The 23416-nt window shown below is 60.5% G+C and carries 18 protein-coding genes; 13 read left to right on the top strand and 5 right to left on the bottom strand.

The window, feature by feature from the left end; all coding sequences use genetic code 11:
• Positions 1-39: 39 nt before the first annotated feature.
• Positions 40-1503, top strand: a complete 1464-nt coding sequence (gene rhlB, locus KL786_RS01390; protein ID WP_215516477.1) for an ATP-dependent RNA helicase RhlB — start codon at positions 40-42, stop codon at positions 1501-1503.
• Positions 1504-1654: 151 nt separating this feature from the next.
• The gene (locus KL786_RS01385) at positions 1655-2782 is read left to right on the top strand and encodes an NAD(P)/FAD-dependent oxidoreductase (protein WP_215516476.1); all 1128 of its coding nucleotides are present in this window, start codon (positions 1655-1657) and stop codon (positions 2780-2782) included.
• Between the two features lie 553 nt (positions 2783-3335).
• Here KL786_RS01385 and moaE read toward each other — a convergent pair.
• From moaE to KL786_RS01360, 5 genes are all read right to left on the bottom strand, one after another.
• Entirely contained in the window at positions 3336-3788 is a 453-nt protein-coding gene (moaE, locus tag KL786_RS01380; RefSeq protein WP_215516475.1) for a molybdopterin synthase catalytic subunit MoaE, read from the bottom strand.
• A 2-nt stretch (positions 3789-3790) separates the two neighbouring features.
• A complete protein-coding gene (gene moaD, locus KL786_RS01375) occupies positions 3791-4033 on the bottom strand; it encodes a molybdopterin converting factor subunit 1 (protein ID WP_215516474.1) in 243 nt (80 codons plus the stop codon).
• The gene (moaC, locus tag KL786_RS01370; RefSeq protein ID WP_032860001.1) at positions 4030-4503 is read right to left on the bottom strand and encodes a cyclic pyranopterin monophosphate synthase MoaC; all 474 of its coding nucleotides are present in this window, start codon (positions 4501-4503) and stop codon (positions 4030-4032) included. The genes moaD and moaC overlap by 4 nt, the downstream gene beginning before the upstream one ends.
• An 89-nt stretch (positions 4504-4592) precedes the next feature.
• The gene (locus tag KL786_RS01365; RefSeq protein WP_215516473.1) at positions 4593-5987 is read right to left on the bottom strand and encodes a PhoH family protein; all 1395 of its coding nucleotides are present in this window, start codon (positions 5985-5987) and stop codon (positions 4593-4595) included.
• Positions 5988-6310: 323 nt separating this feature from the next.
• The gene (locus KL786_RS01360) at positions 6311-7435 is read right to left on the bottom strand and encodes a polysaccharide deacetylase family protein (protein WP_215516472.1); all 1125 of its coding nucleotides are present in this window, start codon (positions 7433-7435) and stop codon (positions 6311-6313) included.
• Between the two features lie 197 nt (positions 7436-7632).
• Between KL786_RS01360 and yaaA the strand changes: the two genes are divergently transcribed.
• The 11 genes from yaaA to KL786_RS01305 all read left to right on the top strand — a co-directional run bounded on the left by yaaA (position 7633) and on the right by KL786_RS01305 (position 23413).
• Positions 7633-8412: a peroxide stress protein YaaA gene (gene yaaA / locus KL786_RS01355; RefSeq protein ID WP_215516471.1), complete on the top strand. Its 780-nt coding sequence runs from the start codon at positions 7633-7635 to the stop codon at positions 8410-8412.
• 872 nt (positions 8413-9284) lie between these two features.
• Positions 9285-10601, top strand: a complete 1317-nt coding sequence (locus tag KL786_RS01350; RefSeq protein WP_032860005.1) for a nucleotide sugar dehydrogenase — start codon at positions 9285-9287, stop codon at positions 10599-10601.
• A 96-nt stretch (positions 10602-10697) separates the two neighbouring features.
• Positions 10698-12167, top strand: a complete 1470-nt coding sequence (alg8, locus tag KL786_RS01345; RefSeq protein WP_215516470.1) for a mannuronan synthase — start codon at positions 10698-10700, stop codon at positions 12165-12167.
• A gap of 38 nt (positions 12168-12205) precedes the next feature.
• Positions 12206-13375 (top strand): alginate biosynthesis protein Alg44, encoded by a 1170-nt coding sequence (locus KL786_RS01340; protein ID WP_032860007.1) that lies wholly within the window; start codon positions 12206-12208, stop codon positions 13373-13375.
• A gap of 164 nt (positions 13376-13539) precedes the next feature.
• Positions 13540-14919, top strand: a complete 1380-nt coding sequence (gene algK / locus KL786_RS01335; RefSeq protein ID WP_104912602.1) for an alginate biosynthesis TPR repeat lipoprotein AlgK — start codon at positions 13540-13542, stop codon at positions 14917-14919.
• Entirely contained in the window at positions 14916-16403 is a 1488-nt protein-coding gene (locus tag KL786_RS01330) for an alginate export family protein (RefSeq protein ID WP_215516469.1), read from the top strand. The genes algK and KL786_RS01330 overlap by 4 nt, the downstream gene beginning before the upstream one ends.
• A complete protein-coding gene (gene algG / locus KL786_RS01325; RefSeq protein WP_215516468.1) occupies positions 16403-17992 on the top strand; it encodes a mannuronan 5-epimerase AlgG in 1590 nt (529 codons plus the stop codon). The genes KL786_RS01330 and algG overlap by 1 nt, the downstream gene beginning before the upstream one ends.
• A gap of 11 nt (positions 17993-18003) precedes the next feature.
• Positions 18004-19452: an alginate O-acetyltransferase gene (locus tag KL786_RS01320; protein WP_215516467.1), complete on the top strand. Its 1449-nt coding sequence runs from the start codon at positions 18004-18006 to the stop codon at positions 19450-19452.
• 8 nt (positions 19453-19460) lie between these two features.
• Positions 19461-20570, top strand: a complete 1110-nt coding sequence (locus tag KL786_RS01315) for a mannuronate-specific alginate lyase (protein WP_215516466.1) — start codon at positions 19461-19463, stop codon at positions 20568-20570.
• A gap of 217 nt (positions 20571-20787) precedes the next feature.
• Positions 20788-22212: an MBOAT family O-acyltransferase gene (locus tag KL786_RS01310; RefSeq protein ID WP_215516465.1), complete on the top strand. Its 1425-nt coding sequence runs from the start codon at positions 20788-20790 to the stop codon at positions 22210-22212.
• Positions 22213-22222: 10 nt separating this feature from the next.
• A complete protein-coding gene (locus KL786_RS01305) occupies positions 22223-23413 on the top strand; it encodes an alginate O-acetyltransferase (RefSeq protein ID WP_215516464.1) in 1191 nt (396 codons plus the stop codon).
• The last annotated feature ends 3 nt before the right edge of the window (positions 23414-23416 follow it).

The following is a 23416-nucleotide window of genomic DNA, read 5'->3' as shown; positions in this document are numbered from 1 at the left end:
TTACACTGGCCGGCGTACATTCCTTAACCAATTGATGAGATGACCGTGCTCAAAGCACTCAAGAAGATGTTCGGTAAAAGCGAGGCTGAACCACTCGCCCCTGTTCCCAGCGCCCCTGTCCAAGCTCCCGGCAGCCGCAATGACGGTAAACAGCCTGGCCGAACCGCGCCCGTTGCCTCACCAAAACAGCCGCCAGCCCCGGTCCCCGCTACCGCCGTGCAGCCCGCTGAACCCGCACGCGTAGAAAAACCGCGCCGCGAACGTGCGCCAAAACCCGTGGTCAAGCCGTGGAAACTGGAAGACTTCGTAGTCGAGCCGCAAGAAGGCAAGACTCGTTTTCATGACTTCAAGTTGGCCCCGGAACTGATGCACGCCATCCAGGACCTGGGTTTCCCGTATTGCACGCCGATCCAGGCACAAGTGCTGGGCTTTACCCTCGCCGGCAAAGACGCCATTGGCCGCGCCCAGACCGGTACCGGCAAGACTGCCGCCTTCCTGATTTCCATCATTACCCAACTGTTGCAGACCCCGCCGCCCAAAGAGCGCTACATGGGCGAGCCACGGGCGCTGATCATCGCCCCGACCCGGGAGCTGGTAGTACAGATCGCCAAGGACGCCGCCGACCTGACCAAATACACCGGCCTCAACGTCATGACGTTTGTGGGCGGCATGGACTTCGACAAGCAGCTCAAGCACCTGGAAGCGCGGCACTGCGACATCCTGGTGGCTACGCCGGGCCGTTTGCTGGACTTCAACCAGCGCGGCGACGTGCACCTGGACATGGTTGAAGTGATGGTGCTGGATGAAGCCGACCGGATGCTCGACATGGGTTTCATCCCACAAGTGCGCCAGATCATTCGCCAGACCCCGCCGAAAAACGAACGCCAGACCCTGCTGTTCTCCGCGACCTTCACCGAAGACGTGATGAACCTCGCCAAGCAGTGGACCACCGACCCGTCCATCGTCGAGATCGAAGCGGAAAACGTCGCCAGCGAAAACGTCGAACAGCATATCTATGCCGTAGCCGGTGCCGACAAATACAAACTGCTCTACAACCTGATCAACGACAACGGTTGGGAACGGGTGATGGTGTTTGCCAACCGCAAGGACGAAGTGCGCCGCATCGAAGAGCGCCTGGTGCGCGATGGCGTCAACGCCGCGCAACTGTCCGGCGATGTGCCGCAGCACAAACGCATCAAGACCCTGGAAGGCTTTCGCGAGGGCAAGATCCGCGTACTGGTGGCCACTGACGTGGCGGGTCGCGGGATTCATATCGACGGCATCAGCCACGTGATCAACTTCACCCTGCCGGAAGTGCCGGACGACTACGTACACCGCATCGGCCGTACCGGGCGTGCCGGTGCTGCGGGGGTGTCGATCAGCTTTGCCGGTGAAGATGACTCGTACCAGTTGCCGTCGATCGAGGCGCTGCTGGGGCGCAAGATCAGCTGTGAGACACCGCCAACGCACTTGTTGCGTGCCGTAGAACGCAAGCGCCCTTAAGCTGCAATGCGGTAAAAAATGTGGGAGCGGGCTTGCTCGCGATAGCGGTAGATCAGTCAATAGATTTGGCGACTGATACACCGCTATCGCGAGCAAGCCCGCTCCCACATTAGTCTTGCGCTATCTTCAAGTACTATTCCAGGAGGAACCCATGACCCAAGCCGACTACATCATCATCGGTGGCGGCATTGCCGGTGCCTCCGCCGGCTACTGGCTGTCCCGACACGCCCGCGTCATCGTGCTGGAGCGTGAGTCCATGCCGGGCTATCACTCCACCGGACGCTCGGCCGCCCTGTACATCGCCGCCTACGGCACCCCGCAAGTGCGCGCCCTGACCCTGGGCAGCCGCGAATTCTTCGATCATCCGCCCGCAGGTTTTGCCGAGCATCCATTGCTCACGCCCCGTGGCGAAATCCTCGTGGACTTTATCGGCGACCCCGACGAGTTGCAGCGCCAGTACCTGAGCGCCAAGGCCCTGGTCCCGCAGACCCGCCTGCTCGATCTCGAAGAATGCATGGCGATGCTGCCCATCCTGCGCCGGGAGAACGTCCACGGCGCGATCTATGACCCGACAGTTTGTGATATCGACACCGACACGCTCTACCAGGGTTATTTGCGTGGTATTCGGCGCAACGGTGGCGTGATTCACACCAACAGCGAAGTGCAAAAGCTCAACCGTGACGATCAGGGCCTGTGGCAAGTGCGCACCTCGCAACAGCGCTTTTGTGCGCCGGTCATTATCAATGCGGCCGGCGCCTGGGCCGATCACATCGGCGAACTGGCCGGTGCGCAGAAAATCGGCCTGCAACCCAAGCGTCGCAGCGCCTTTGTGTTCGCCCCGCCTGCCGGGCTGGATATTCATGACTGGCCGGAGTTGGCGGCCCTCGACGGTTCGTTCTACATGAAGCCTGACGCAGGCATGTTCCTCGGGTCACCGGCCAATGCCGACCCAGTGGAGCCTCACGACGTACAGCCCGAAGAGCTGGATATCGCCACGGGCATCTATCACATTGAAGAGGCCACGACCCTGACCATCCGCCGTCCGGCCCGGACCTGGGCCGGGTTGCGCAGTTTTGTCAGCGATGGTGATCTGGTGTGCGGCTTTGATCCGCAGGTAGAGGGATTGTTCTGGGTGGCGGCTCAAGGTGGCTATGGGATCCAGACCTCACCGGCGATGGGCCAGGCCAGTGCGGCGTTGGTACGCGGGTTGGGTTTACCCGAGCCCTTGCAACGAGCGGGCTTGAGCGTGGCGATGCTGTCACCCAAGCGCTTGAGTTAATCCGGTGCATGACGCCAATAGCTTTGCGTCATGCACCAGCTCTTGCTTTATGGGTTAGCCCTGAAACAATTCCCCCAGGATCGGTTGGCGAACACGTGTTGCCTCGTCTCTGAATGCCTGGTAGTAGCCGGTACTGCTGCTCGGCATATCAGTCACATGACTACCCGTCGCTTGTGGCTGGGGTTGAGCCGAGAAATCTGATGGGTCCGTCCCAGGAGCCGGAGTTGCGGGTGCCGTTCTGCTTCTAGCCTCTATCGCCCGGCCAAAGTTGGTGGTTCGCATACAACACGGGCGACACCGTAACGGTAGGTCTTCAACCGCAAGTAGGCGTCATAGGTGGTGGTCAGTGTCTGCGGCCGGCTAAACGTATCGTAACTCTGCTCAATGACCATGGCGCCGGTGGTCATTTTTGAAAGGCGTCCACGGGTGTTCTATACAAACTGGCTTTTCTGGCCATCGGCAGCGGTTTGCTCTTGCAGGCGCCCGCCGGGGGAGTAGTTATACAGTGCCGTCAATGTCGTGCCATTGGCGGTTTAGTTCGCGATAAGAAAACTCACCCCTCCCAACGACCCGCCGCCACATGATCACTGTCCCGCCCCTCAACCCACCGCGCCCCTTCACTGGTATTTTCCTTCTTCCAGAACGGCGCCCGGGTCTTGAGGTAATCCATCACAAACGCACAGGCATCAAACGCCGCCTGGCGATGGGCACTGGCAGCCGCGACGAACACAATCGGCTCGCCGGGCTCCAGGGCGCCGATGCGGTGCAGCACTTCCAGCTTGAGCAGCGGCCAGCGCTGCTCGGCTTCGATGGCGATCTTGGCCAGGGCTTTTTCGGTCATGCCGGGGTAGTGTTCGAGGAACATGCCCGCCACGTCGAGGCCGTCGTTGAAGTCGCGTACATAACCGACAAAGCTGACGACCGCGCCTACGCCGACATTGGCCGCGTGCATCGCGTTGACTTCAGCACCGGGGTCAAAAGCCTCGATCTGTACACGAATGGCCATGTTCAGCCTCCGGTCACGGGTGGGAAAAACGCGATTTCGTCACCTGCCTGCAGTGGCTCGTCGAGGGCGCAGAGTTCCTGGTTGCGCGCGCACATCAAGCTGGCCTCGTTGAGCACCTCAAACCCTGGATCACCTGCCAACGCCTGGCGCACGGCATCGACCGTGGCAAAGTTGCCTTCCATTTCCAGCGAGTCCAGGCCTACCGCTTCGCTGTAGCGGGCAAAAAACAGTACGTTGATACTCATGCTTGATCCGCCTTGAAATGCCCACTCTTGCCGCCGAGTTTTTCCAGCAATCGAATGTTTTCGATGGTCATGCCCCGGTCGACAGCCTTGCACATGTCGTAGATGGTCAGTGCGGCGACGCTGGCGGCGGTCAACGCTTCCATCTCCACGCCGGTCTGACCGGAGAGCTTGCAGCGAGCGACGATGTGCACGGTATTTTCCCCTTCGGCGGCGAGCTCAACCTTGACCCCGGTCAGCATCAGCGGATGGCACAGGGGGATCAGATCACTGGTTTTTTTCGCGGCCTGGATCCCGGCGATGCGGGCCACGGCAAATACGTCGCCCTTGGGGTGGGCGCCGTCGACGATCATTTGCAGGGTCTGGGGCAGCATGCGCACCCGCGCTTCGGCCACGGCTTCACGGAACGTCACGGTTTTGTCAGTGACGTCGACCATATGGGCACGGCCCTGGGAATCGAGATGAGTCAGCACGGGGATACTCCTGATCAGAAGCCCCGATTGTAAACCCAACGCAGATCAAAATGTGGGAGCGGGCTTGCTCGCTCCCACACTGGCCGTGGCTACAGGTGGGATTCGGCGTATTCGGCCAGAATCGAGCGAGGGACACCCTGCAAGGCGATATGCACGCCGTTCGGGAAGTCCTTGAAGCGTTCTGTCAGGTAGGTCAGCCCGGAGCTGGTCGCGGACAGGTAAGGGGTGTCGATCTGTGCCAGGTTGCCCAGGCACACCACTTTGGAACCGGCGCCGGCACGGGTGATGATGGTTTTCATCTGGTGCGGCGTAAGGTTCTGGCACTCATCGATCAAAATCAGGCTCTGCTGGAAGCTGCGACCTCGGATGTAGTTGAGGGATTTGAACTGCAACGGCACTTTGCTGAGGATGTAGTCGACGCTGCCATGGGTGTTTTCGTCATCCATGTGCAAGGCTTCGAGGTTGTCGGTGATCGCCCCCAGCCACGGCTCCATTTTTTCTGCCTCGGTACCGGGCAAAAAGCCGATTTCCTGGTCCAGGCCCTGCACGCTGCGGGTAGCGATAATGCGGCGATAGCGCTTGGTGACCATGGTCTGTTCGATGGCGGCGGCCAGGGCGAGGATGGTTTTCCCGGAGCCGGCAGCACCGGTCAGGTTGACCAGGTGGATGTCCGGATCGAGCAGCGCGTACAGCGCCAGGCTCTGGTACACGTCACGCGGTTTCAGGCCCCAGGCTTCCTGGTGCAACAGGGGTTCCTGATGCAGGTCGAGGATCAGCAGCTTGTCGACCTGGATCTCTTTGATCCAGCCCACAAAACCCTGTTCGTCGATGATGAATTCGTTGATATGCACCGCCGGCAGGTTGTCGATCAACTGCACCTGGTGCCAGGTGCGGCCATGGTCCTGGCGGGTCTCGACTTTACTGACGCGGTCCCAGAACGAGCCGGTCATGGTGTGATAACCACGGGACAGCATCGACACGTCATCGACCAGTTGGTCGGTACTGTAGTCCTCGGCCGCGATCCCACACGCTCGGGCCTTGAGGCGCATATTGATGTCTTTGGTCACCAGCACCAGGCGCAGGTCCTTGTCGCGCGCGTGCAGGTCGATCAATTGGTTGATGATCTTGTTGTCGTTGAGGTTTTCCGGCAGCAGGCTGTTGGGTTCGCTGCGCTTGCTCATCAGGATCGACAGCAAGCCCTTGGGCCCACCCTTGCCACGCTGGATCGGCACGCCGACTTCAACATCCTCAGGCGAGGCTTCACCCAGGGTCTTGTCGATCAGGCGGATGGCCTGGCGGCATTCGGCGGCCACGCTGTGGTGCCCGCTTTTGAGTTTGTCGAGTTCCTCAAGCACGATCATCGGGATGGCGACGTGGTGTTCTTCGAAATTAAGCAGCGCGTTTGGATCGTGGATCAATACGTTGGTATCAAGCACATAAAGGATTGGCTGGTCGGAAGAAGGGGTACGTCCATGATCATCCATACTCGGTCACCTTTGTGGGAGCCAGTCGACGCAATACCACAACAGTGCTGCGCCTCGATTCGACCGCCGGATACACCGCAAAGGGAGTCTGGGAAGACGCCACCTGTGGTGCAGGTTTCGGCGATCTGACTTCGTAATACCGCAAAACCCATGACAGAAAAAAGCACTTTGACGTTTTTTTGAAATTTATTTTTCAGGATGACGAATAGCACTAGCCGAGGGCCCGATGCACCGTTAAAGTCGGAAGTCCGCCTGCATCGAAATGTCGCAGCAAATCACCCCGAAATCCCCTCATCCCCAACAGGGCCGGGCATTTTCGTTTTTCAGCGAAACGCCTCCCGACACGCCTGCCAACCCAACCCACTTTGCGCCGTGGCCTGTAACAACAGAGGCAATGCGACCCGTGCCTTGTCCTGGGTGTCATGGAACACAATCACACCTTTGCGCCACAACAACATCAGCGTCAAAACCCGATGAGCCGACTCCTCGGCCTTGAGCGACCCAGGCTCATCCTGGGAGTCGATATCCCACAACGCCACTTGCAGGCCCTGGGCCTGGAAAAATCCCTGGCTGTGCGCACGACGCTGGCCATAGGGTGGGCGGAACAGCGGCACGTAGTTTTCCGGCAGCAGGTTCTGGGTCAGCGCGGCGCTGCGGGTGATGGAGTCCTGCCAATCGACCCAATGGCTATGGGAGCGGTATTGCCAGCCCTGGATACCCACGCACTGGCCTTGATACAACGCCTGCACATCGGCGGCCGAAGTTTTCTCCAGACGTGTTTGCAGGCTGTTGCCCAGGGCAAAGAAGGTGGCCGTCATTTTCTGCTTGCGCAGGTAATCAGCCAGCCAGTCGGTATTACCGTTGACCGGCGCCGGGCCGCCGTCAAAGGTCAGCAGGAACAGCCGGTCGTTAAGCTCATCGCCATTGCGCTCGAAATCGCCAAAGCGCGCGACTTCGCTGCTGATCTGCGGAAACAGCGCGGCCTTGCGCAGCAACTCGTCCAGGTAGCGCTGGTGAAACGTGCGACTGGGGCCGGCCCAGCCTATATAGAAGGATTGGTCGCTGACTTCAAACTTGCCAGCCTGCTCGCGCAGGTCGTCCATGTTTTCCACCAGGTAGCAGAACGAGGCGTCCTGCTCGCAGCTTTGCTGGGCGAACGTGTAGTTCTCCAGCAGCCGTTGCCACAGGTGACGACGCAGGTCGTCAATCGCGCCCTGGTTGATGATCTTCAGGCCCAGGCGCTGCTTGAGCGCAGGTTCGTCCAGGGCCTCACTGGCCAGCAGAGTGTTGGCGAACATCAGGATTTCAGCGCGTGACGCCACATCGAACAGCGCCGGGCTGCTGAGTTTTTCCGGCCAGGTGCCGCGGTCGAGGCTGGCGACATCCACACTGGCCGCCTGGGCGCCCAGGCACATCAGCCAGGCGCATAAAAAAAGCGCAATTCGCACAACGGGTCCCCTCTGTAGGCGCGAGCTTGCTCGCGAAGAACGTCAACGATAACACTGGCATCCAGCATGCACGCGGTGCCCTGGCGTTTTTCGCGAGCAAGCTCGCGCCTACAGAAATTGCGTGGCTATTGGCTTGATAGGTGGAGTCAAACCGCCCTACCCCCTAGAATCCCCCGACGATTACAGGAGACGACTTCATGCTGATGGTGATTTCCCCCGCCAAAACCCTCGATTTCGAGACCAGGCCTGCGACCCCGCGCTTTACCCAGCCGCAATACCTTGACCACTCACAGGAGTTGATCGAGCAGTTGCGCGAGCTGAGCCCGGCGCAAATCAGCGAGTTGATGCACGTATCCGACAAGATCGGCGGCCTCAACGCCGCACGCTTCGGCAGTTGGACGCCGGCCTTTACCCCGGCCAACGCCAAGCAGGCGCTACTGGCGTTCAAGGGAGATGTGTACACCGGCCTGAATGCCCAGACTTTCAAGGACGCCGACTTCACCTACGCTCAGGAACACTTGCGCATGCTCTCCGGCCTGTACGGCCTGCTGCGCCCGCTGGACCTGATGATGCCGTACCGCCTGGAGATGGGCACCAAGTTGCCCAACGCCCGTGGCAAGGACCTGTACGCGTTCTGGGGCACACAGATCAGCGAGTGGCTCAATGAAGCACTGGCCGAGCAAGGCGATGACGTGTTGCTGAACCTGGCGTCCAACGAGTACTTCTCGGCGGTCAAGCGCCCGGCCTTGAATGCACGGATCATCAATACCGAGTTCAAGGACCTGAAAAACGGCCAGTACAAGATCATCAGCTTCTACGCCAAGAAAGCCCGCGGCATGATGAGCCGCTTCGTGATCGAAGAGCGCATCAACGACCCGGCCCAGCTCAAGCAGTTCGACGCGCAGGGTTATCGCTTCAATGCCGAGCAGTCCAAGCCGGATAACCTGGTGTTTTTGCGCGATCACGCACCGGAATAGGTCGACAGCACAACGCAAGTCCCATGTAGGAGCTGGCTTGCCTGCGATAGCGGTGGGTCAGCTGCACATTCGGCAACTGGCAGACCGCTATCGCAGGCAAGCCAGCTCCCACATTTTTATCCGCATTCCCCAATGAAATCGTCATTATTTTGGCGCCAGAAATATTTCTTCAGATTCTCTAACGTTTCTTTCACTCGACATTCGTCAGTTTTTTTCGTAGTGGCACCACTTTTTTTAAACAGTAGTGGCATAAAACTATATCCCCGCGCCAACTCCCTATAACCACTAGCCAAATCCGCAAGTGCTATCAATATAGTACCAGTGCCATCTTTGCCAATATTTCAAGAAATTTCGAAAAACAGGATGAGCGGCCAGGAACTATGCCCCCAAGTGCCGCTCATACCACCGGTAACGATTATCTCTGTTCTTGTGCGATATGACTTACACAACGACCACCGAAAGTAGCAAAGTTGTCACATACACGTTTACTTTCGGTTCTAACAACCAACTATTTAGTTGAGGGCAGGCGATTCGGTTGCATGACCATCACCTATAAGGCCAAGGCTGAGCCTACCCAAATGGGTCAGTGAGACAACCCAAGGCACTGATAGACAAGGGTTTAACGCCCATATCACGGCTTTGCGGCACTGGCGCCAGACCTTTCTCGCAGAAGGCTGGCTGCATTTCAGGGCAAGCCCCAACAACAAGGCCAAGTTGCGCACAACTTGAGTGCATTAGTTAGTCACTCGACTTTTAACATGCCTACCCATGGGATTGCTGTGTCTATTCACAGCATAACCTTATGCATGAGTGACGCTTTAAAACATTAACTCCAGCCATCTAATGGCTCGTTAAACACAGAGGTATATGCGATGCGCATCAGTATATTTGGTTTGGGTTACGTGGGCGCAGTCTGTGCCGGTTGCCTGTCTGCACGGGGCCATGAAGTGGTCGGCGTAGACATCTCCAAGGATAAGATTGACCTGATCAACGCGGGCAAGTCGCCCATCGTTGAACCGGGCCTGGGCGAACTGTTGAGCCAAGGCATTGCCAGCGGCCGCTTGCGCGGTACCACCGACTTCGCCGAAGCCATCCGCGATACCGATCTGTCGATGATTTGCGTCGGCACGCCGAGCAAGAAAAACGGCGACCTGGAACTCAACTACATCGAAGCGGTGTGCCGCGAGATCGGTTTTGTCCTGCGTGACAAGACCACCCGTCACACCATCGTGGTGCGCAGCACCGTGTTACCCGGCACCGTGGCCAACGTGGTGATCCCGATCCTCGAAGACTGCTCCGGCAAAAAAGCCGGTGTCGACTTCGGTGTAGCGGTCAACCCGGAATTCCTGCGTGAATCCACCGCCATTGCCGACTACGACCTGCCGCCGATGACCGTCATCGGTGAGTTCGACAAAGCCTCCGGCGATGTCCTGCAATCGCTGTACGAAGAACTCGATGCACCGATCATCCGCAAGGACATCGCCGTCGCCGAGATGATCAAGTACACCTGCAACGTCTGGCACGCGACCAAAGTGACCTTCGCCAACGAGATCGGCAACATCGCCAAGGCCGTGGGCGTCGATGGGCGCGAAGTGATGGAAGTGGTCTGCCAGGACAAGACCCTCAACCTGTCCCAGTACTACATGCGCCCGGGTTTTGCCTTCGGCGGTTCGTGCCTGCCAAAAGACGTGCGTGCCCTGACCTACCGTGCCGGCGCCCTGGACGTGGAAGCGCCGCTGCTCAACTCGCTGATGCGCAGCAACGAGTCCCAGGTGCAGAACGCCTTCGACATCGTCTCCGGCCACGACAAGCGCAAGGTCGCCCTGCTGGGCCTGAGCTTCAAGGCCGGCACTGATGACCTGCGCGAAAGCCCGCTGGTTGAGCTGGCGGAAATGCTCATCGGCAAGGGCTTCGACCTGAGCATCTACGACAGCAACGTCGAGTACGCCCGTGTCCACGGTGCGAACAAGGACTACATCGAAGGCAAGATCCCCCATGTGTCGTCCCTGCTCAACTCGGACTTCGACGATGTGATCAACAACAGCGACGTGATCATCCTCGGCAACCGTGACGAGAAATTCCGCGCCCTGGCGCAGAACGCCCCGCACGGCAAGCAAGTGGTCGACCTGGTGGGCTTCATGTCCAAGGCCACCAGCGTGACGGGCCGTACCGAAGGCATTTGTTGGTAAGCCGCAGCGGCTAGTTTCAAGCGGCAAGCTGCAAGTTAGAAGCGATGCTTTTCAGCTTGTGGCTTGCCGCCCGACTTCTCTGTGACGGACGCGAATATGCAACGGTTAAACCAAGCGACTGGTTGGCTACTCTATCTGGGGCTTTTAGCGCTTCTAGCTCTGGCTCTGCCAGCCAGTACGTTCGACTCCGAGTCGAAGAATTTTATTTTCCTGATTGGCGCCGTCGGTATCTGGCGCTACTCGATGGGTGCTACGCATTTCTTTCGCGGCATGCTGTTCCTCTACGTGGTCTACCCGCACCTGCGGCGCAAAGTGCGCAAGCTGGGCAAGGCGGCGGACCCGTCCCATGTGTTCCTGATGGTCACCAGTTTCCGCATCGACGCGCTGACCACCGCGCAGGTCTACAGCTCGGTGATTCGCGAGGCCATCGAGTGCGGCTTCCCTACCACCGTGGTCTGCTCGCTGGTGGAAATGTCCGATGAACTGTTGGTCAAGAGCCTCTGGGAAAAGATGAACCCGCCGGCCCACGTCAAACTGGATTTCGTGCGGATCGCCGGCACCGGCAAGCGCGATGGCCTGGCCTTCGGTTTCCGCGCGATCTCCCGCCATCTGCCGGACGAGCGCGCCGTGGTTGCAGTGATCGACGGCGACACGGTGCTGGCCGAGGGCGTGGTGCGCAAGACCGTGCCGTGGTTCCAGCTGTTCGGCAATGTCGGCGGCCTGACCACCAACGAATTCTGCGAAGTGCGCGGCGGCTACATCATGAGCGAGTGGCACAAACTGCGCTTCGCCCAGCGCCACATCAACATGTGCTCCATGGCCCTGTCCAAGCGCGTGCTGACCATGACCGGGCGCATGTCGGTGTTCCGTGCCAGCGTCGTCACCGACCCCGGCTTTATTGCCGATGTGGAAAGCGACTCGCTGCAACACTGGCGCCTGGGCCGCTTCAAGTTCCTGACCGGCGATGACAAGTCCAGTTGGTTCAGCCTGATGCGCCTGGGCTACGACACCTTCTACGTGCCGGATGCGGCGATCAACACCGTGGAACACCCGCCGGAAAAGAGTTTTATCAAGGCCAGCCGCAAGTTGATGTTCCGCTGGTACGGCAACAACCTGCGCCAGAACTCCCGCGCCCTGGGCCTGGGCATGCAACGCCTGGGCCTGTTTACCAGCGTGGTGTTGTTCGACCAGCGCGTGTCGATGTGGACCTCCCTGCTGGGCCTGACCGTGGCAATCATCGCCACCTTCAAGTACGGCGGCGCGTTCATCCTCGCCTACCTGTTGTGGATCGGCATCACCCGCCTGATCCTGACCCTGCTGCTGTCGTGCTCCGGCCACAAGATCGGCCCCGCCTACCCGGCGATTCTCTATTACAACCAGATCATGGGCGCGCTGGTGAAGATCTACGTGTTCTTCCGCCTCGATCAACAGTCCTGGACCCGCCAGGACACCAAACTGACCCGCGATTTGGCCAGCTTTCAACGTTGGTTCAACACCTGGTCGTCTCGGACCATGACCTTCTCCGCCGGCAGCATTTTCGTCGCCGTGTTGCTGATGATGGTCTGACCCTGCCAAGCCTGAATTAACCAAGGAATTAGTACGCCATGAACAGCCAAGTAAACGCCAACGTTGTCCACGAATCCGAAGCCCAGCGCCAACACGCCCGGGTCAAAATCCCGGCCAAGCTGCGCTTTTTCGGCGCCGACCGCACGCCCATGGAAGTGCGCGTCATCGACCTGTCCGCCGGCGGCCTGGCCTTCAATGCCGCCCAACAACCTCTGAAAGTCGGTGATGTGCACAAGGCGCGCCTGCAATTTGTGATCGACAACCTGGGCCTGGCGATGGACGTGGAATTGATGGTGCGTTCCCACGACCGCCAGAGTGGCCGAACCGGCTGCCAGTTCCAGAACCTCGACGCCCAGGACATTTCGACCCTGCGCCACCTGATCACCTCGCACTTGTCGGGCGATATCGTGACCATGGGCGACGTGCTGGCAACCCTGCAGCGCGACAACTTCACCAAGGCGCGCAAGGTCAAGGACAGCGGCAGCGGCATGAGCGCCTTCGGCCGCCTGCGCGCCGTGACCTTCAGCCTGGCGATTTTCCTGGTGGGCCTGGCAGCCTTCGGGTTCGTGTTCAAGTCGGTGTACGGCATGTACTTCGTCAGCCACGCCCAGGCCGGCCTGGTCAACGTGCCGGGGATGAACGTCACGATGCCCCGCGACGGCACCGTGCAAAGCCTGATCAAGGACAACGGCGTTGCCGCCAAAGGCGCGCCACTGGCGACCTTCAGCACCAGCATGCTCGATGTGCTCAAGGGCCATCTGGACGAAGACCAACTGCAACCGGCCAAGGTCGAAGAGCTGTTCGGCAAGCAAATGACCGGCACCCTGACCTCGCCCTGCGACTGCATCGTCGCCCAGCAGTTGGTCGCGGACGGCCAGTACGCCAGCAAAGGTGATGTGATCTTCCAACTGGTGCCGCGCGGCAGCCAGGCGAATGTCGAGGCGCGTTTTTCCTATCGCCAGTTCGCTGATGTGCGCCCAGGCACCCGCGTGAACTTCCAGGTGGCCGATGAGGAACAGGTGCGCAGCGGCACCATCGTCAGCAGCACCAGCCTCAACAGCGCCGACCTGTCTTCCGACATCCGCGTGCAGATCAAGCCCGATACCCCGCTGGACAGCCTCTACGCCGGCCGCCCGGTGGAAGTGACCAGCGACCGTGGCCCGTCCCTGAACTGGCTGATCGATAAAGCCATGGCTGCTGGTTTGTAAGCGAGGACATGCCTGTGAACCCTATTTCAAGAACAACACAATCCCTGTGGGAGCCCAGTCCTGTAGGAGCCGGGCTTGCCCGCGATGCAGGCGACGCGGTGCATCAGACAAACCGCGGCGATGCCTTCGCAGGCAAGCCAGCTCCCACAAAAGCGCGCGCCCACATCCGCCCTGTGGCGCTGCTGGCATTGGCGGTCAGCCTGGCCGGTTGCGCCGGCCTGCCCGACCAGCGCCTGGCCAATGAAGCGCTCAAGCGGGGCGACACCGCCACCGCCGCGCAGAATTACCAGCAACTAGCGGACCTGGGCTACAGCGAGGCCCAAGTCGGCCTCGCGGATATCCAGGTCGGCAGCCGCGACCCGGCGCAGATCAAGCAGGCCGAAGCCACCTATCGCGCGGCAGCGGATGTATCGCCACGCGCCCAGGCCCGCCTCGGTCGCCTGCTGGTGGCCAAGCCCGGTGCCACCGAGGCCGAGCACCGCGAAGCCGAAAGCCTGTTGAAAAAAGCCTTTGCCAATGGCGAGGGCAATACCCTGATCCCGCTGGCGATGCTGTACCTGCAATACCCCCACGATTTCCCCAGCGTCAACGCGCAGCAGCAGATCGATACCTGGCGCACTGCCGGCTACCCCGAGGCGGGCCTGGCGCAGGTGCTGCTGTATCGCACCCAGGGCACTTACGACCAGCACTTGGATGACATCGAGAAAATCTGCAAGGCCGCGCTCAGCAGCACCGATATCTGCTACGTCGAACTGGCCACCGTCTACCAGAAGCGCGAGCAACCGGAGCAACAGGCCGAACTGCTCAAGCAGATGGAGGCCGGCTACAGCCGTGGCACCGTCACCGCCCAGCGGGTCGACAGTGTGGCCCGTGTGCTCGGCGATGCCTCACTGGGCAAGACTGACGAAAAAACCGCCCAGGCCCTGCTGGAAAAAATCGCCCCTGGCTACCCGGCGTCCTGGGTCAGCCTCGCGCAGTTGCTCTACGACTTCCCGGAACTGGGCGACGTCGAGCAGATGATGAAGTATCTGGACAACGGCCGTGCCGCCGACCAGCCCCGCGCCGAATTGTTGCTGGGCAAGCTGTACTACGAAGGCAAGTGGGTGCCGGCCGATGCCAAGGCCGCCGAAGCGCACTTCCAGAAAGCCCAGGGCCAGGAAGTGGCTGCCGATTACTACCTCGGCCAGATCTACCGCCGGGGCTACCTGGGCCAGGTCTACTCGCAAAAGGCCCTGGACCATTTGCTGACCGCGGCGCGCAACGGCCAGAACAGTGCCGACTTCGCGATCGCCCAATTGTTTTCCCAGGGTAAGGGCACCCGGCCCGACCCGCTCAACGCCTATGTGTTCAGCCAACTGGCAAAGATCCAGGACACCCCGCAGGCCAATGAGCTGGCCGCGCAACTTGAACAACAACTGCCGCCCGCCCAGCGCGCCGAGGGCCAGCGCCTGCTGCAACAAGAGCTGGCCGCCCGTGGCGCCTTGAGCCAAAGCACGCTGCAACTGCACGCCCTGCAAGAAGAAGACGGCGAGGAATCCCTATGAAACTCAATCCATTCGTCAAGGCCGGTATTGGCCTGACCTTCGCCCTGCTGTGGTCGTGCCCGACCCTGGCCGCGCTGACCGAAGACAAGAACTTCGGCCTGGAAGTGAAAATCACCGGTCAGTCCGAAGATGACCGCGACCTCGGCACCCAGCGTGGCGGCGACGTCAACGGTATCGGCCTGGATGTACGCCCGTGGATCTATGGCGAAAGCGGTGCCTGGAGCGCCTACGCCATGGGTCAGGCGGTGGCGTCCAGCGACATCATCGAGACCGATACCCTGCAACAGTCCGATGGCGACACCACCGAGCAGTCGAGCAGCAACGACCGCAAGACCAAGAAGAACTACCTGGCCCTGCGCGAGTTCTGGGTCGGCTACAGCGGCTTCACGCCCTACCCTGGCGAGATCCTCAAGCTCGGCCGCCAGCGCCTGCGCAATAACGATGGGCAATGGCGCGACACCAATATCGAAGCGCTGAACTGGACCTTCGACACCACCCTGCTCAAGGCCAATGTCGGCGCTGCCGAACGCTTCAGCGAGTACCGCACCGACCTCAAGGAACTGTCTCCCGAAGACAAGGACCGCCAGCACCTCTATGCCGATGCGGCCTACCAGTGGACTCCCGGCCATTGGGTCGGCGTGCGCGGGCATCACACCCACGACGACGGCAAGCTCGACTACCCACAACCGGGCGTGGCCGCCGATCCACTGGACAAGCGCCAGAACGGCGACCTGACCTGGCTCGGTATTGAGGCCAACAGCGACGCCTACAACTGGCGCAACACCAATACCGTCAACTACTGGGCCAGCGTCACCGGCATGCAGGGCGACCGCAGCAGCGTCAACGCGCTGAACGCCGACGGCACACGCCCAGCCAACGCCAAGCGCAACCAGGATGTAGACGGCTGGGCCACTGACCTCGGCGTACGCCTGCGTCTCGACCCGCAGTGGCAAGTGGGTGCGGCCTATGCCCGCGCCAGCGCCGACTACGAGCAGAACGGCCTGCAAAGCAACCGTTCGAACTTCACCGGCACGCAATCGCGGGTACATCGTTTTGGCGAGGCGTTTCGCGGCGAGATGAACAATATGCAGTCCATGAGCCTGTTCGGTTCCTGGCAATTGCGCGACGACTACGACGCCAGCCTGGTCTACCACAAGTTCTGGCGCGTGGACGGCAACAAGCCAGTGGGCAGCAATGGCATTGATGCGGTGCAGAACAACTACGACGACGTCACCGGCGCCGTGTTGTCCAGCGCCTCCCTGCCACTGGTAGACGGCAACAAGGACCTAGGCCAGGAGATGGACCTGGTGGTCACCAAGTACTTCAAGAAAGGCCTGCTGCCGGCTGCGCTCAGCCAGTCGATCGACGAACCGTCGGCCCTGGTGCGCTTTCGTGGTGGGGTGTTCAAGCCGGGCGATGCCTATGGCAAGCAAGTCGACTCGTACATGCACCGCGCCTTTGTCGACGTAGTCTGGCGCTTCTGATGGGAGCCTGCGCAATGAATCCTCACGCCCTCAAAGGCTCGGCCCTGCTCGCTGCGGCAATGCTGCTGGCGTGCGCCCCGGCCTTTGCCAATGTCGAGCCGCAGGTCAAGGCGCCCACCATCGCCAAGGAACTGCAACAGGCCAAGACCTACACCATCACCAGCCCGCCGACCGCGCCGCTGGAGATGCCCAAGCCGGCGCTGCCAGACCTGTCGGGCTACACCGCCGAGGCTGTGGCGCAGAAGATCGTACGCAGCAAGGCCGGCAAGGTCAGCATCCGCCGGATGATGCAGGAGAACGCCCTCAAGGACTTCATCGGCGGCGACAACAAGATGGCCGAATGGGTGGTGCGCCAGCATGGCATCCCCCAGGCGATCTTTATCGACGACGGCTACATGAACCTCAAGGACCTGCTCAAGAAGGTGCCCAAGCAATACCTGAGCGAAACCTCGCCCGGGGTATTCCTGGCCAAGCTACCGATTGTGGTCGGCGAAAAGGGCATCCTCGAAATCGATAAACAGACCCAGGAGTTGCGCCTGTCCCAGGAGGCCGGCTCGTTCCTGGTCAACGATGGCCAGCTGTTTGTGCGCGATACCAAGATCACCGGCTGGCGCGAGAAGACCAATGGCCCGGCGACCTTCCAGTCGCCCAAGGAATTCCGCCCGTTCCTGCTGGCCTGGGGCGGCACCCAGACCTATATCGTCAACAGCAAGATGGCCAGCTTCGGCTACGCCAACAGCAAGTCCTACGGCGTGAGTATTTCCCAGTACACGCCGAACATGGCCAAGGTCCTCAAGCGCCCGGAACCCACCGGCTGGATTGTCGATTCCGAGTTCTCGGACATGTGGTACGGCTTCTACTGCTACGAGACCACCGGGTTTGTGATCAAGGGCAGCACCTACAAAGACAATATCGTCTACGGCATCGACCCCCACGACCGTTCCCACGGCCTGATCATTGCCGACAACACCGTGTACGGCACCAAGAAAAAGCACGGCATCATTATTTCCCGTGAGGTCAACGACAGCTTCATCTTCAACAACCGCAGCTACGACAACAAACTCTCGGGCCTGGTGATCGACCGTAACAGCGTGAACAACCTGATCGCCGATAACGAGATTTACCGCAACCACACCGACGGCATCACCCTCTATGAGAGCGGCGACAACCTGTTGTGGGGCAACCGCGTGATCAGCAACCGCCGCCATGGGATCCGCGTGCGCAACAGCGTGAATATCCGCCTCTACGAAAACGTCGCCATGGCCAACGGCCTGACCGGCGTCTACGGGCACATCAAGGACTTGACCGACACCGACCGCGACATCGCCCTCGACCCGTTCGACGCCCAGGTCTCGCTGATCGTCGTCGGCGGTGAGCTGGCGGCCAACGGCAGCGGGCCGCTGTCCATCGACTCGCCGCTGAGCATCGAGCTGTTTCGCGTATCGATGCTCGCACCCACCAAATCCAGCGGCATCAGCTTCTCGGGGATTCTTGGCGAGCGCCAGGATGAAATTCTCGACCTGCTGGTGCGCCAGCGCAAAGCCGTGCTGATCGACCCTGTCGAACGCCAGACCCCATTGCAGGACTGAGGATGACCTTTATGCACCCACACATGATCAAACTGCTCAGCCTCTCGGGTTTGACCCTTGGCATCCTGGCCGCCAGCCATAGCGTGCGCGCCGATCAAGCACCGGCCCCAAGCTTCACTGCCGAGCCGTGCTGCAACCTGTGCCCCGCGGCGCACGACGCAAAGAACTACACCACTCGTTACCAGCAGAACTTCACCACCCTGGTACAGGCCCAGGGCGACTGGCTGTTCCGGACCCAGGAAGACCTGCGTACCGAATTCGACACCACCCCCGCCGGCTACAAGCGCATGCAACAGTTGCACGATGCGTTCAAGAGCAAGGGCGTGGAGTTGGTGGTGGTCTACCAGCCGACCCGTGGCCTGGTGAACCGCAACAAGCTCAACCCGGCGGAAAAAGCGCGCTTTGATTTCGACAAGGCGCTGGGCAACTACAAGTCCATGCTCGGGCGTTTCGCCAAGATGGGCTATGTGGTGCCGGACCTGTCGCCGCTGACCAATGAACAACTGCCGGACGAACTGCCGGCCCATGATTTCTACTTCCGTGGCGATCAGCACTGGACCCCGTATGGCGCCCAGCGCACCGCAAAAATCGTCGGGGCCAAGGTGCGCGCCATGCCCGAATTCGCCGGGATCCCCCAGCGTGAATTCGAGACCAAGAAATCCGGACGCATGGGCAAGACCGGCACCCTGCACAACATGGCCGGCCAGTTGTGCGGCACCAGCTACGCGATCCAGTACATGGACCAGTTCAGCACCGAGCCCAAGGGCGAGGCGGCGGACGGTGACCTGTTCGGCGATTCCGGCAACCCGCAGATCACGCTGGTGGGCACCAGCCACAGCGGCAAGAACTACAACTTCGCCGGCTTCCTGGAACAGGAAATCGGTGCCGACATCCTCAACGTCGCCTTCCCCGGCGGTGGCCTGGAGGGTTCGATGATCCAGTACCTGGGCAGCGAAGAGTTCCAGAAAAGCCCGCCGAAGATCCTGATCTGGGAGTTCTCGCCGCTGTATCGCCTGGACCAGGAAACTATCTACCGCCAGATGATGGCCCTGCTCGACAACGGCTGCGAAGGCAAGCCGGCGCAAATGAGCGCCAGCACCACCCTCAAGCCGGGCAAGAACGAGTTGATGGTCAACAGCAAGAACATGGACCTGCGCAACAGCCGCCATCAGGTCGATATTCGCTTCGCCGATCCTTCGGTGAAAACCCTGCAAGCCACCCTCTGGTACATGAACGGGCGCCACGAGGACATCAAGATCGACAAGCCCGAAACATCCGAGACAGACGGGCGTTTCGCCTTTGAACTGCGCACCGATGAAGACTGGGCCTCGCAGAACCTGCTGGCCGTGGAAGTCCAGGGCCCCGAAGCGGGTGCTGCTGCGCAGAAAGTCGAAGCGAAAATTTGCACACGCAACGTGTTCCCAAGCGGCGGTCAGCAGACCGCGCAACTTGGGCAATGAGGTTACTTATGCAGAAGTTACTGATTCCAACGCTGCTAGGCCTGGCGATGTTTGCAGGCCAAGCCAACGCCGCCGCGCCGCTGCGGCCGCCCCAGGGCTATTTCGCGCCGATTGAAGCGTTCAAGACCGGCGACTTCAAGAACGACTGCGACGCCATGCCGACGCCCTACACCGGTTCGCTGCAGTTTCGCAGCAAATACGAAGGCTCCGATAAAGCCCGTTCGACCCTGAACGTGCAATCGGAAAAAGCCTTTCGCGACAGCACCGCCGATATCACCAAACTGGAAAAAGACACCAGCAAGCGGGTGATGCAGTTCATGCGCGACGGTCGCCCGGAGCAATTGCAATGCACCCTGAACTGGCTGGTGAGCTGGGCCAAGGCCGATGCGCTGATGTCCAAGGACTTCAACCACACCGGCAAGTCCATGCGCAAATGGGCGTTGGGCAGCATGGCCTCGGCCTATGTGCGCCTGAAGTTCTCCGAGTCGCAACCCCTGGCCAAGCATCCGCAGGAGTCGCAACTGATCGAAGCCTGGTTCAACAGACTGGCCGAGCAAGTGGTCAGCGACTGGGACAACCTGCCCCTGGAAAAAACCAACAACCACTCGTACTGGGCCGCCTGGTCGGTGATGGCCACGTCCGTCGCCACCAACCGTCGCGACCTGTTCGATTGGGCGGTCAAGGAATACAAGGTCGGCGCCAACCAGGTCGATGCCCAGGGCTATCTGCCCAACGAACTGAAGCGCCAGCAACGGGCCTTGGCCTATCACAACTATGCATTGCCGCCACTGGCGATGATCGCCAGTTTTGCCCTGGTCAACGGCGTGGATGTACGCGGTGAAAACAACGGCGCGCTCAAGCGCCTGGGGGACAAGGTGCTCGCGGGCGCCAAGGATCCGGACATCTTCGAACAGAAGAACGGCAAGGAGCAGGACATGCATGACCTGGAGCAGGACTCGAAATTCGCCTGGCTCGAACCGTTCTGCACCCTCTACACCTGCGCCCCGGATGTGCTCGAACGCAAGCACGACATGCAACCGTTCAAGACCTTCCGCCTGGGCGGCGACCTGACCAAGGTCTACGACCCGGCGCACGATAAAGGCAACAAAGGTTCCTGACCGTACTCGGTCCAAATGTGGGAGCGGGCTTGCTCGCGAAGACGGTGTAACAGTCGCCTACTGTGTTGAATGACACACCGCTTTCGCGAGCAAGCCCGCTCCCACATTTTGAGTCGGTTTCGACAGTGAAAAAGTAGTACAGCCCTCCCCGGTTTTTCGTGGGGGGTTTGGGGGGGCCGTTGGCCCTTGACTGTTGGTTAAACATGGAGAGATCGGGATGGTTTTCTCGTCCAATGTGTTCCTGTTTCTGTTCTTGCCGATCTTTCTCGGCTTGTACTATTTGAGCGGGCAACGCTATCGCAATCTGCTGCTGCTGATTGCCAGCTACGTGTTCTACGCCTGGTGGCGGGTGGACTTCCTGGCGCTGTTCGCCGCCGTGACCCTGTGGAACTACTGGATCGGCCTCAAGGTCGGTGCGGCAGGCGTGCGCACCAAGCCGGCGCAGCGCTGGCTGCTGCTCGGGGTGGCGGTCGACCTGTGCATCCTGGGCTACTTCAAGTACGCCAACTTCGGCGTCGACAGCATCAACCTGATGATGAAATCGGCGGGCCTGGAGCCGTTTATCCTGACCCACGTGCTGTTGCCGATCGGGATCTCGTTCTACATCTTCGAGTCCATCAGCTACATCATCGACGTGTACCGTGGCGACACTCCGGCGACCCGCAACCTCATCGACTTTGCAGCGTTCGTGGCGATCTTCCCGCACCTGATCGCAGGCCCCGTGCTGCGCTTTCGCGACCTGGCCGACCAGTTCAACAACCGCACCCACACCCTGGATAAATTTTCCGAGGGCTGCACGCGATTCATGCAGGGCTTTATCAAGAAGGTGTTTATCGCCGACACCCTGGCGGTGGTGGCCGACCATTGCTTCGCCCTGCAAAACCCCACCACCGGCGATGCCTGGCTCGGCGCGCTGGCGTATACCGCGCAGCTGTACTTCGACTTCTCCGGCTACAGCGACATGGCCATCGGCCTGGGCTTGATGATGGGTTTCCGCTTCATGGAAAACTTCAAGCAGCCGTATATCAGCCAGTCGATCACCGAGTTCTGGCGGCGCTGGCATATCAGCCTGTCTACCTGGTTGCGCGACTACCTGTACATCACCCTGGGTGGCAACCGCAAAGGCACGCTGACCACCTACCGCAACCTGTTCCTGACCATGTTGCTCGGCGGCCTGTGGCACGGCGCGAACATCACCTACATCGTGTGGGGCGCCTGGCACGGCATGTGGCTGGCGATTGAAAAAGCCATCGGCCTGAACACCTCGCCACGCAGCTTCAACCCGGTGCGCTGGGCCTTCACCTTCCTGCTGGTGGTGACCGGCTGGGTCATTTTCCGTGCGGAAAACCTGCAGGTGGCCGGGCGCATGTACGGCGCGATGTTCAGTTTCAACGAGTGGTCGCTGTCGGAACTCAACCGCGCCAGCCTCACCGGCCTGCAAGTGGCGACCCTGGTGGTGGCCTACGCCACCCTGGCGTTCTTTGGCCTGCGCGACTTCTACCGCGATCATCCGGCGGCACCCCGCGTCACCCAGGCAGTGCCGGGCTACGCCATGCGGGCCTGTGTGTTGCTGCTGTTCGCGGCATCGATTCTCAAACTGTCGGCGCAGAGTTTCTCGCCGTTCCTTTACTTCCAATTCTGAGGGAGCCGACATGACCCGTTCATTACGCGTGCTCTATATCGCCCTGTTCCTGAGCATGCTGCTGGTGCTGGGGCTTTGGTCGATGCGCAGTTTCTTCGGTTTCAGCACCAACGCCGATGCCACCGTGCTCAACGGTCGCTGGGCCAAGGCCGTCGAGACCCATTACGACGACGAGTTCCCGATCAAGCGCCTGGGCACCAACCTCTGGGCGGCCCTGGACTACAAGCTGTTCAACGAAGGCCGTCCCGGCGTGGTGCTGGGTCGCGATCACTGGCTGTACAGCGACGAGGAGTTCAACCCCGCCGTCAACCAGGCGCAGAACCTGCAAGACAACTACGCCCTGGTCGAAGGCGTGCGCCAGACCCTCAAGGCCAAGGGTGTGCAATTGGTCATGGCGATTGTCCCGGCCAAGGTGCGCCTGTACCCCGAGCACCTGGGTGAAGTGCAACCGGCGAGTATTCATGCCGGGCTCTACCAGGACTTCCATGCCCGGGTTGCCGCCGACAAGATCATCGCCCCCGACCTGCTGGGCCCGCTGCAACAGGCCAAGCTCCACGGCCAGCAAGTGTTCCTGCGCACCGACACCCACTGGACTCCGGATGGCGCCGAAGTCGCCGCCAAGCAACTGGCCAGGGTGATCAACGCCAAGACCCTGCTCAGCGGCGAGCCCCAGCGGTTTGTCACCGACGCCGAGAACATCACCCCGCACAGCGGTGACTTGCGCTTGTTCCTGCCCCTGGACCCGCTGTTCGAAAACCTGATGCCGCCCAAAGAGCCCCTGCAAAAACGCGTGACTCATGCGGTGCAAACCCAGGCGGCAGGCGATGACGCCCTGTTCGCCGACAGCGAAATGCCAGTGGCGTTGGTAGGTACCAGCTACAGCGCCAACCCCAACTGGAACTTCGTCGGCGCCCTCAAGCAAGCCCTGGGCAGCGAAGTGGTGAGCTACGCCGAAGACGGCCACGGCCCGATCCTGCCGATGCTCAGCTACCTGAAAAGCGACGACTTCAAGAACAGCCCACCCCAGGTGCTGATCTGGGAGTTTCCAGAACGTTATCTGCCTGTGAACAACGAAATCGGCGACGCCGACCCCAAGTGGGTTGCGCAACTCAAGCAAGCCGGTACACGCCAACAGAACATAGCAATCAACACACCCGTTAAAACCCAGAAATCCGAGACGCCCGACCGGGCGCAAAACTGAAAG

It is taken from the genome of Pseudomonas sp. TAE6080 (assembly GCF_018732265.1).
GTDB classification, from domain to species: Bacteria; Pseudomonadota; Gammaproteobacteria; order Pseudomonadales; family Pseudomonadaceae; genus Aquipseudomonas; species Aquipseudomonas brenneri.
This window is presented reverse-complemented; position numbering and strand designations above follow the sequence as displayed.

Bases quoted from the DNA above. Each gene is read 5' to 3' on its own strand.
- rhlB (WP_215516477.1), top strand. From the start codon at position 40: ATGACCGTGCTCAAAGCACTCAAGAAGATGTTCGGTAAAAGCGAGGCT.
- KL786_RS01385 (WP_215516476.1), top strand. From the start codon at position 1,655: ATGACCCAAGCCGACTACATCATCATCGGTGGCGGCATTGCCGGTGCC.
- moaE (WP_215516475.1), bottom strand. From the start codon at position 3,788: ATGGCCATTCGTGTACAGATCGAGGCTTTTGACCCCGGTGCTGAAGTC.
- moaD (WP_215516474.1), bottom strand. From the start codon at position 4,033: ATGAGTATCAACGTACTGTTTTTTGCCCGCTACAGCGAAGCGGTAGGC.
- KL786_RS01365 (WP_215516473.1), bottom strand. From the start codon at position 5,987: ATGGATGATCATGGACGTACCCCTTCTTCCGACCAGCCAATCCTTTAT.
- yaaA (WP_215516471.1), top strand. From the start codon at position 7,633: ATGCTGATGGTGATTTCCCCCGCCAAAACCCTCGATTTCGAGACCAGG.
- KL786_RS01350 (WP_032860005.1), top strand. From the start codon at position 9,285: ATGCGCATCAGTATATTTGGTTTGGGTTACGTGGGCGCAGTCTGTGCC.
- alg8 (WP_215516470.1), top strand. From the start codon at position 10,698: ATGCAACGGTTAAACCAAGCGACTGGTTGGCTACTCTATCTGGGGCTT.
- KL786_RS01340 (WP_032860007.1), top strand. From the start codon at position 12,206: ATGAACAGCCAAGTAAACGCCAACGTTGTCCACGAATCCGAAGCCCAG.
- KL786_RS01330 (WP_215516469.1), top strand. From the start codon at position 14,916: ATGAAACTCAATCCATTCGTCAAGGCCGGTATTGGCCTGACCTTCGCC.
- algG (WP_215516468.1), top strand. From the start codon at position 16,403: ATGGGAGCCTGCGCAATGAATCCTCACGCCCTCAAAGGCTCGGCCCTG.
- KL786_RS01320 (WP_215516467.1), top strand. From the start codon at position 18,004: ATGCACCCACACATGATCAAACTGCTCAGCCTCTCGGGTTTGACCCTT.
- KL786_RS01315 (WP_215516466.1), top strand. From the start codon at position 19,461: ATGCAGAAGTTACTGATTCCAACGCTGCTAGGCCTGGCGATGTTTGCA.
- KL786_RS01310 (WP_215516465.1), top strand. From the start codon at position 20,788: ATGGTTTTCTCGTCCAATGTGTTCCTGTTTCTGTTCTTGCCGATCTTT.
- KL786_RS01305 (WP_215516464.1), top strand. From the start codon at position 22,223: ATGACCCGTTCATTACGCGTGCTCTATATCGCCCTGTTCCTGAGCATG.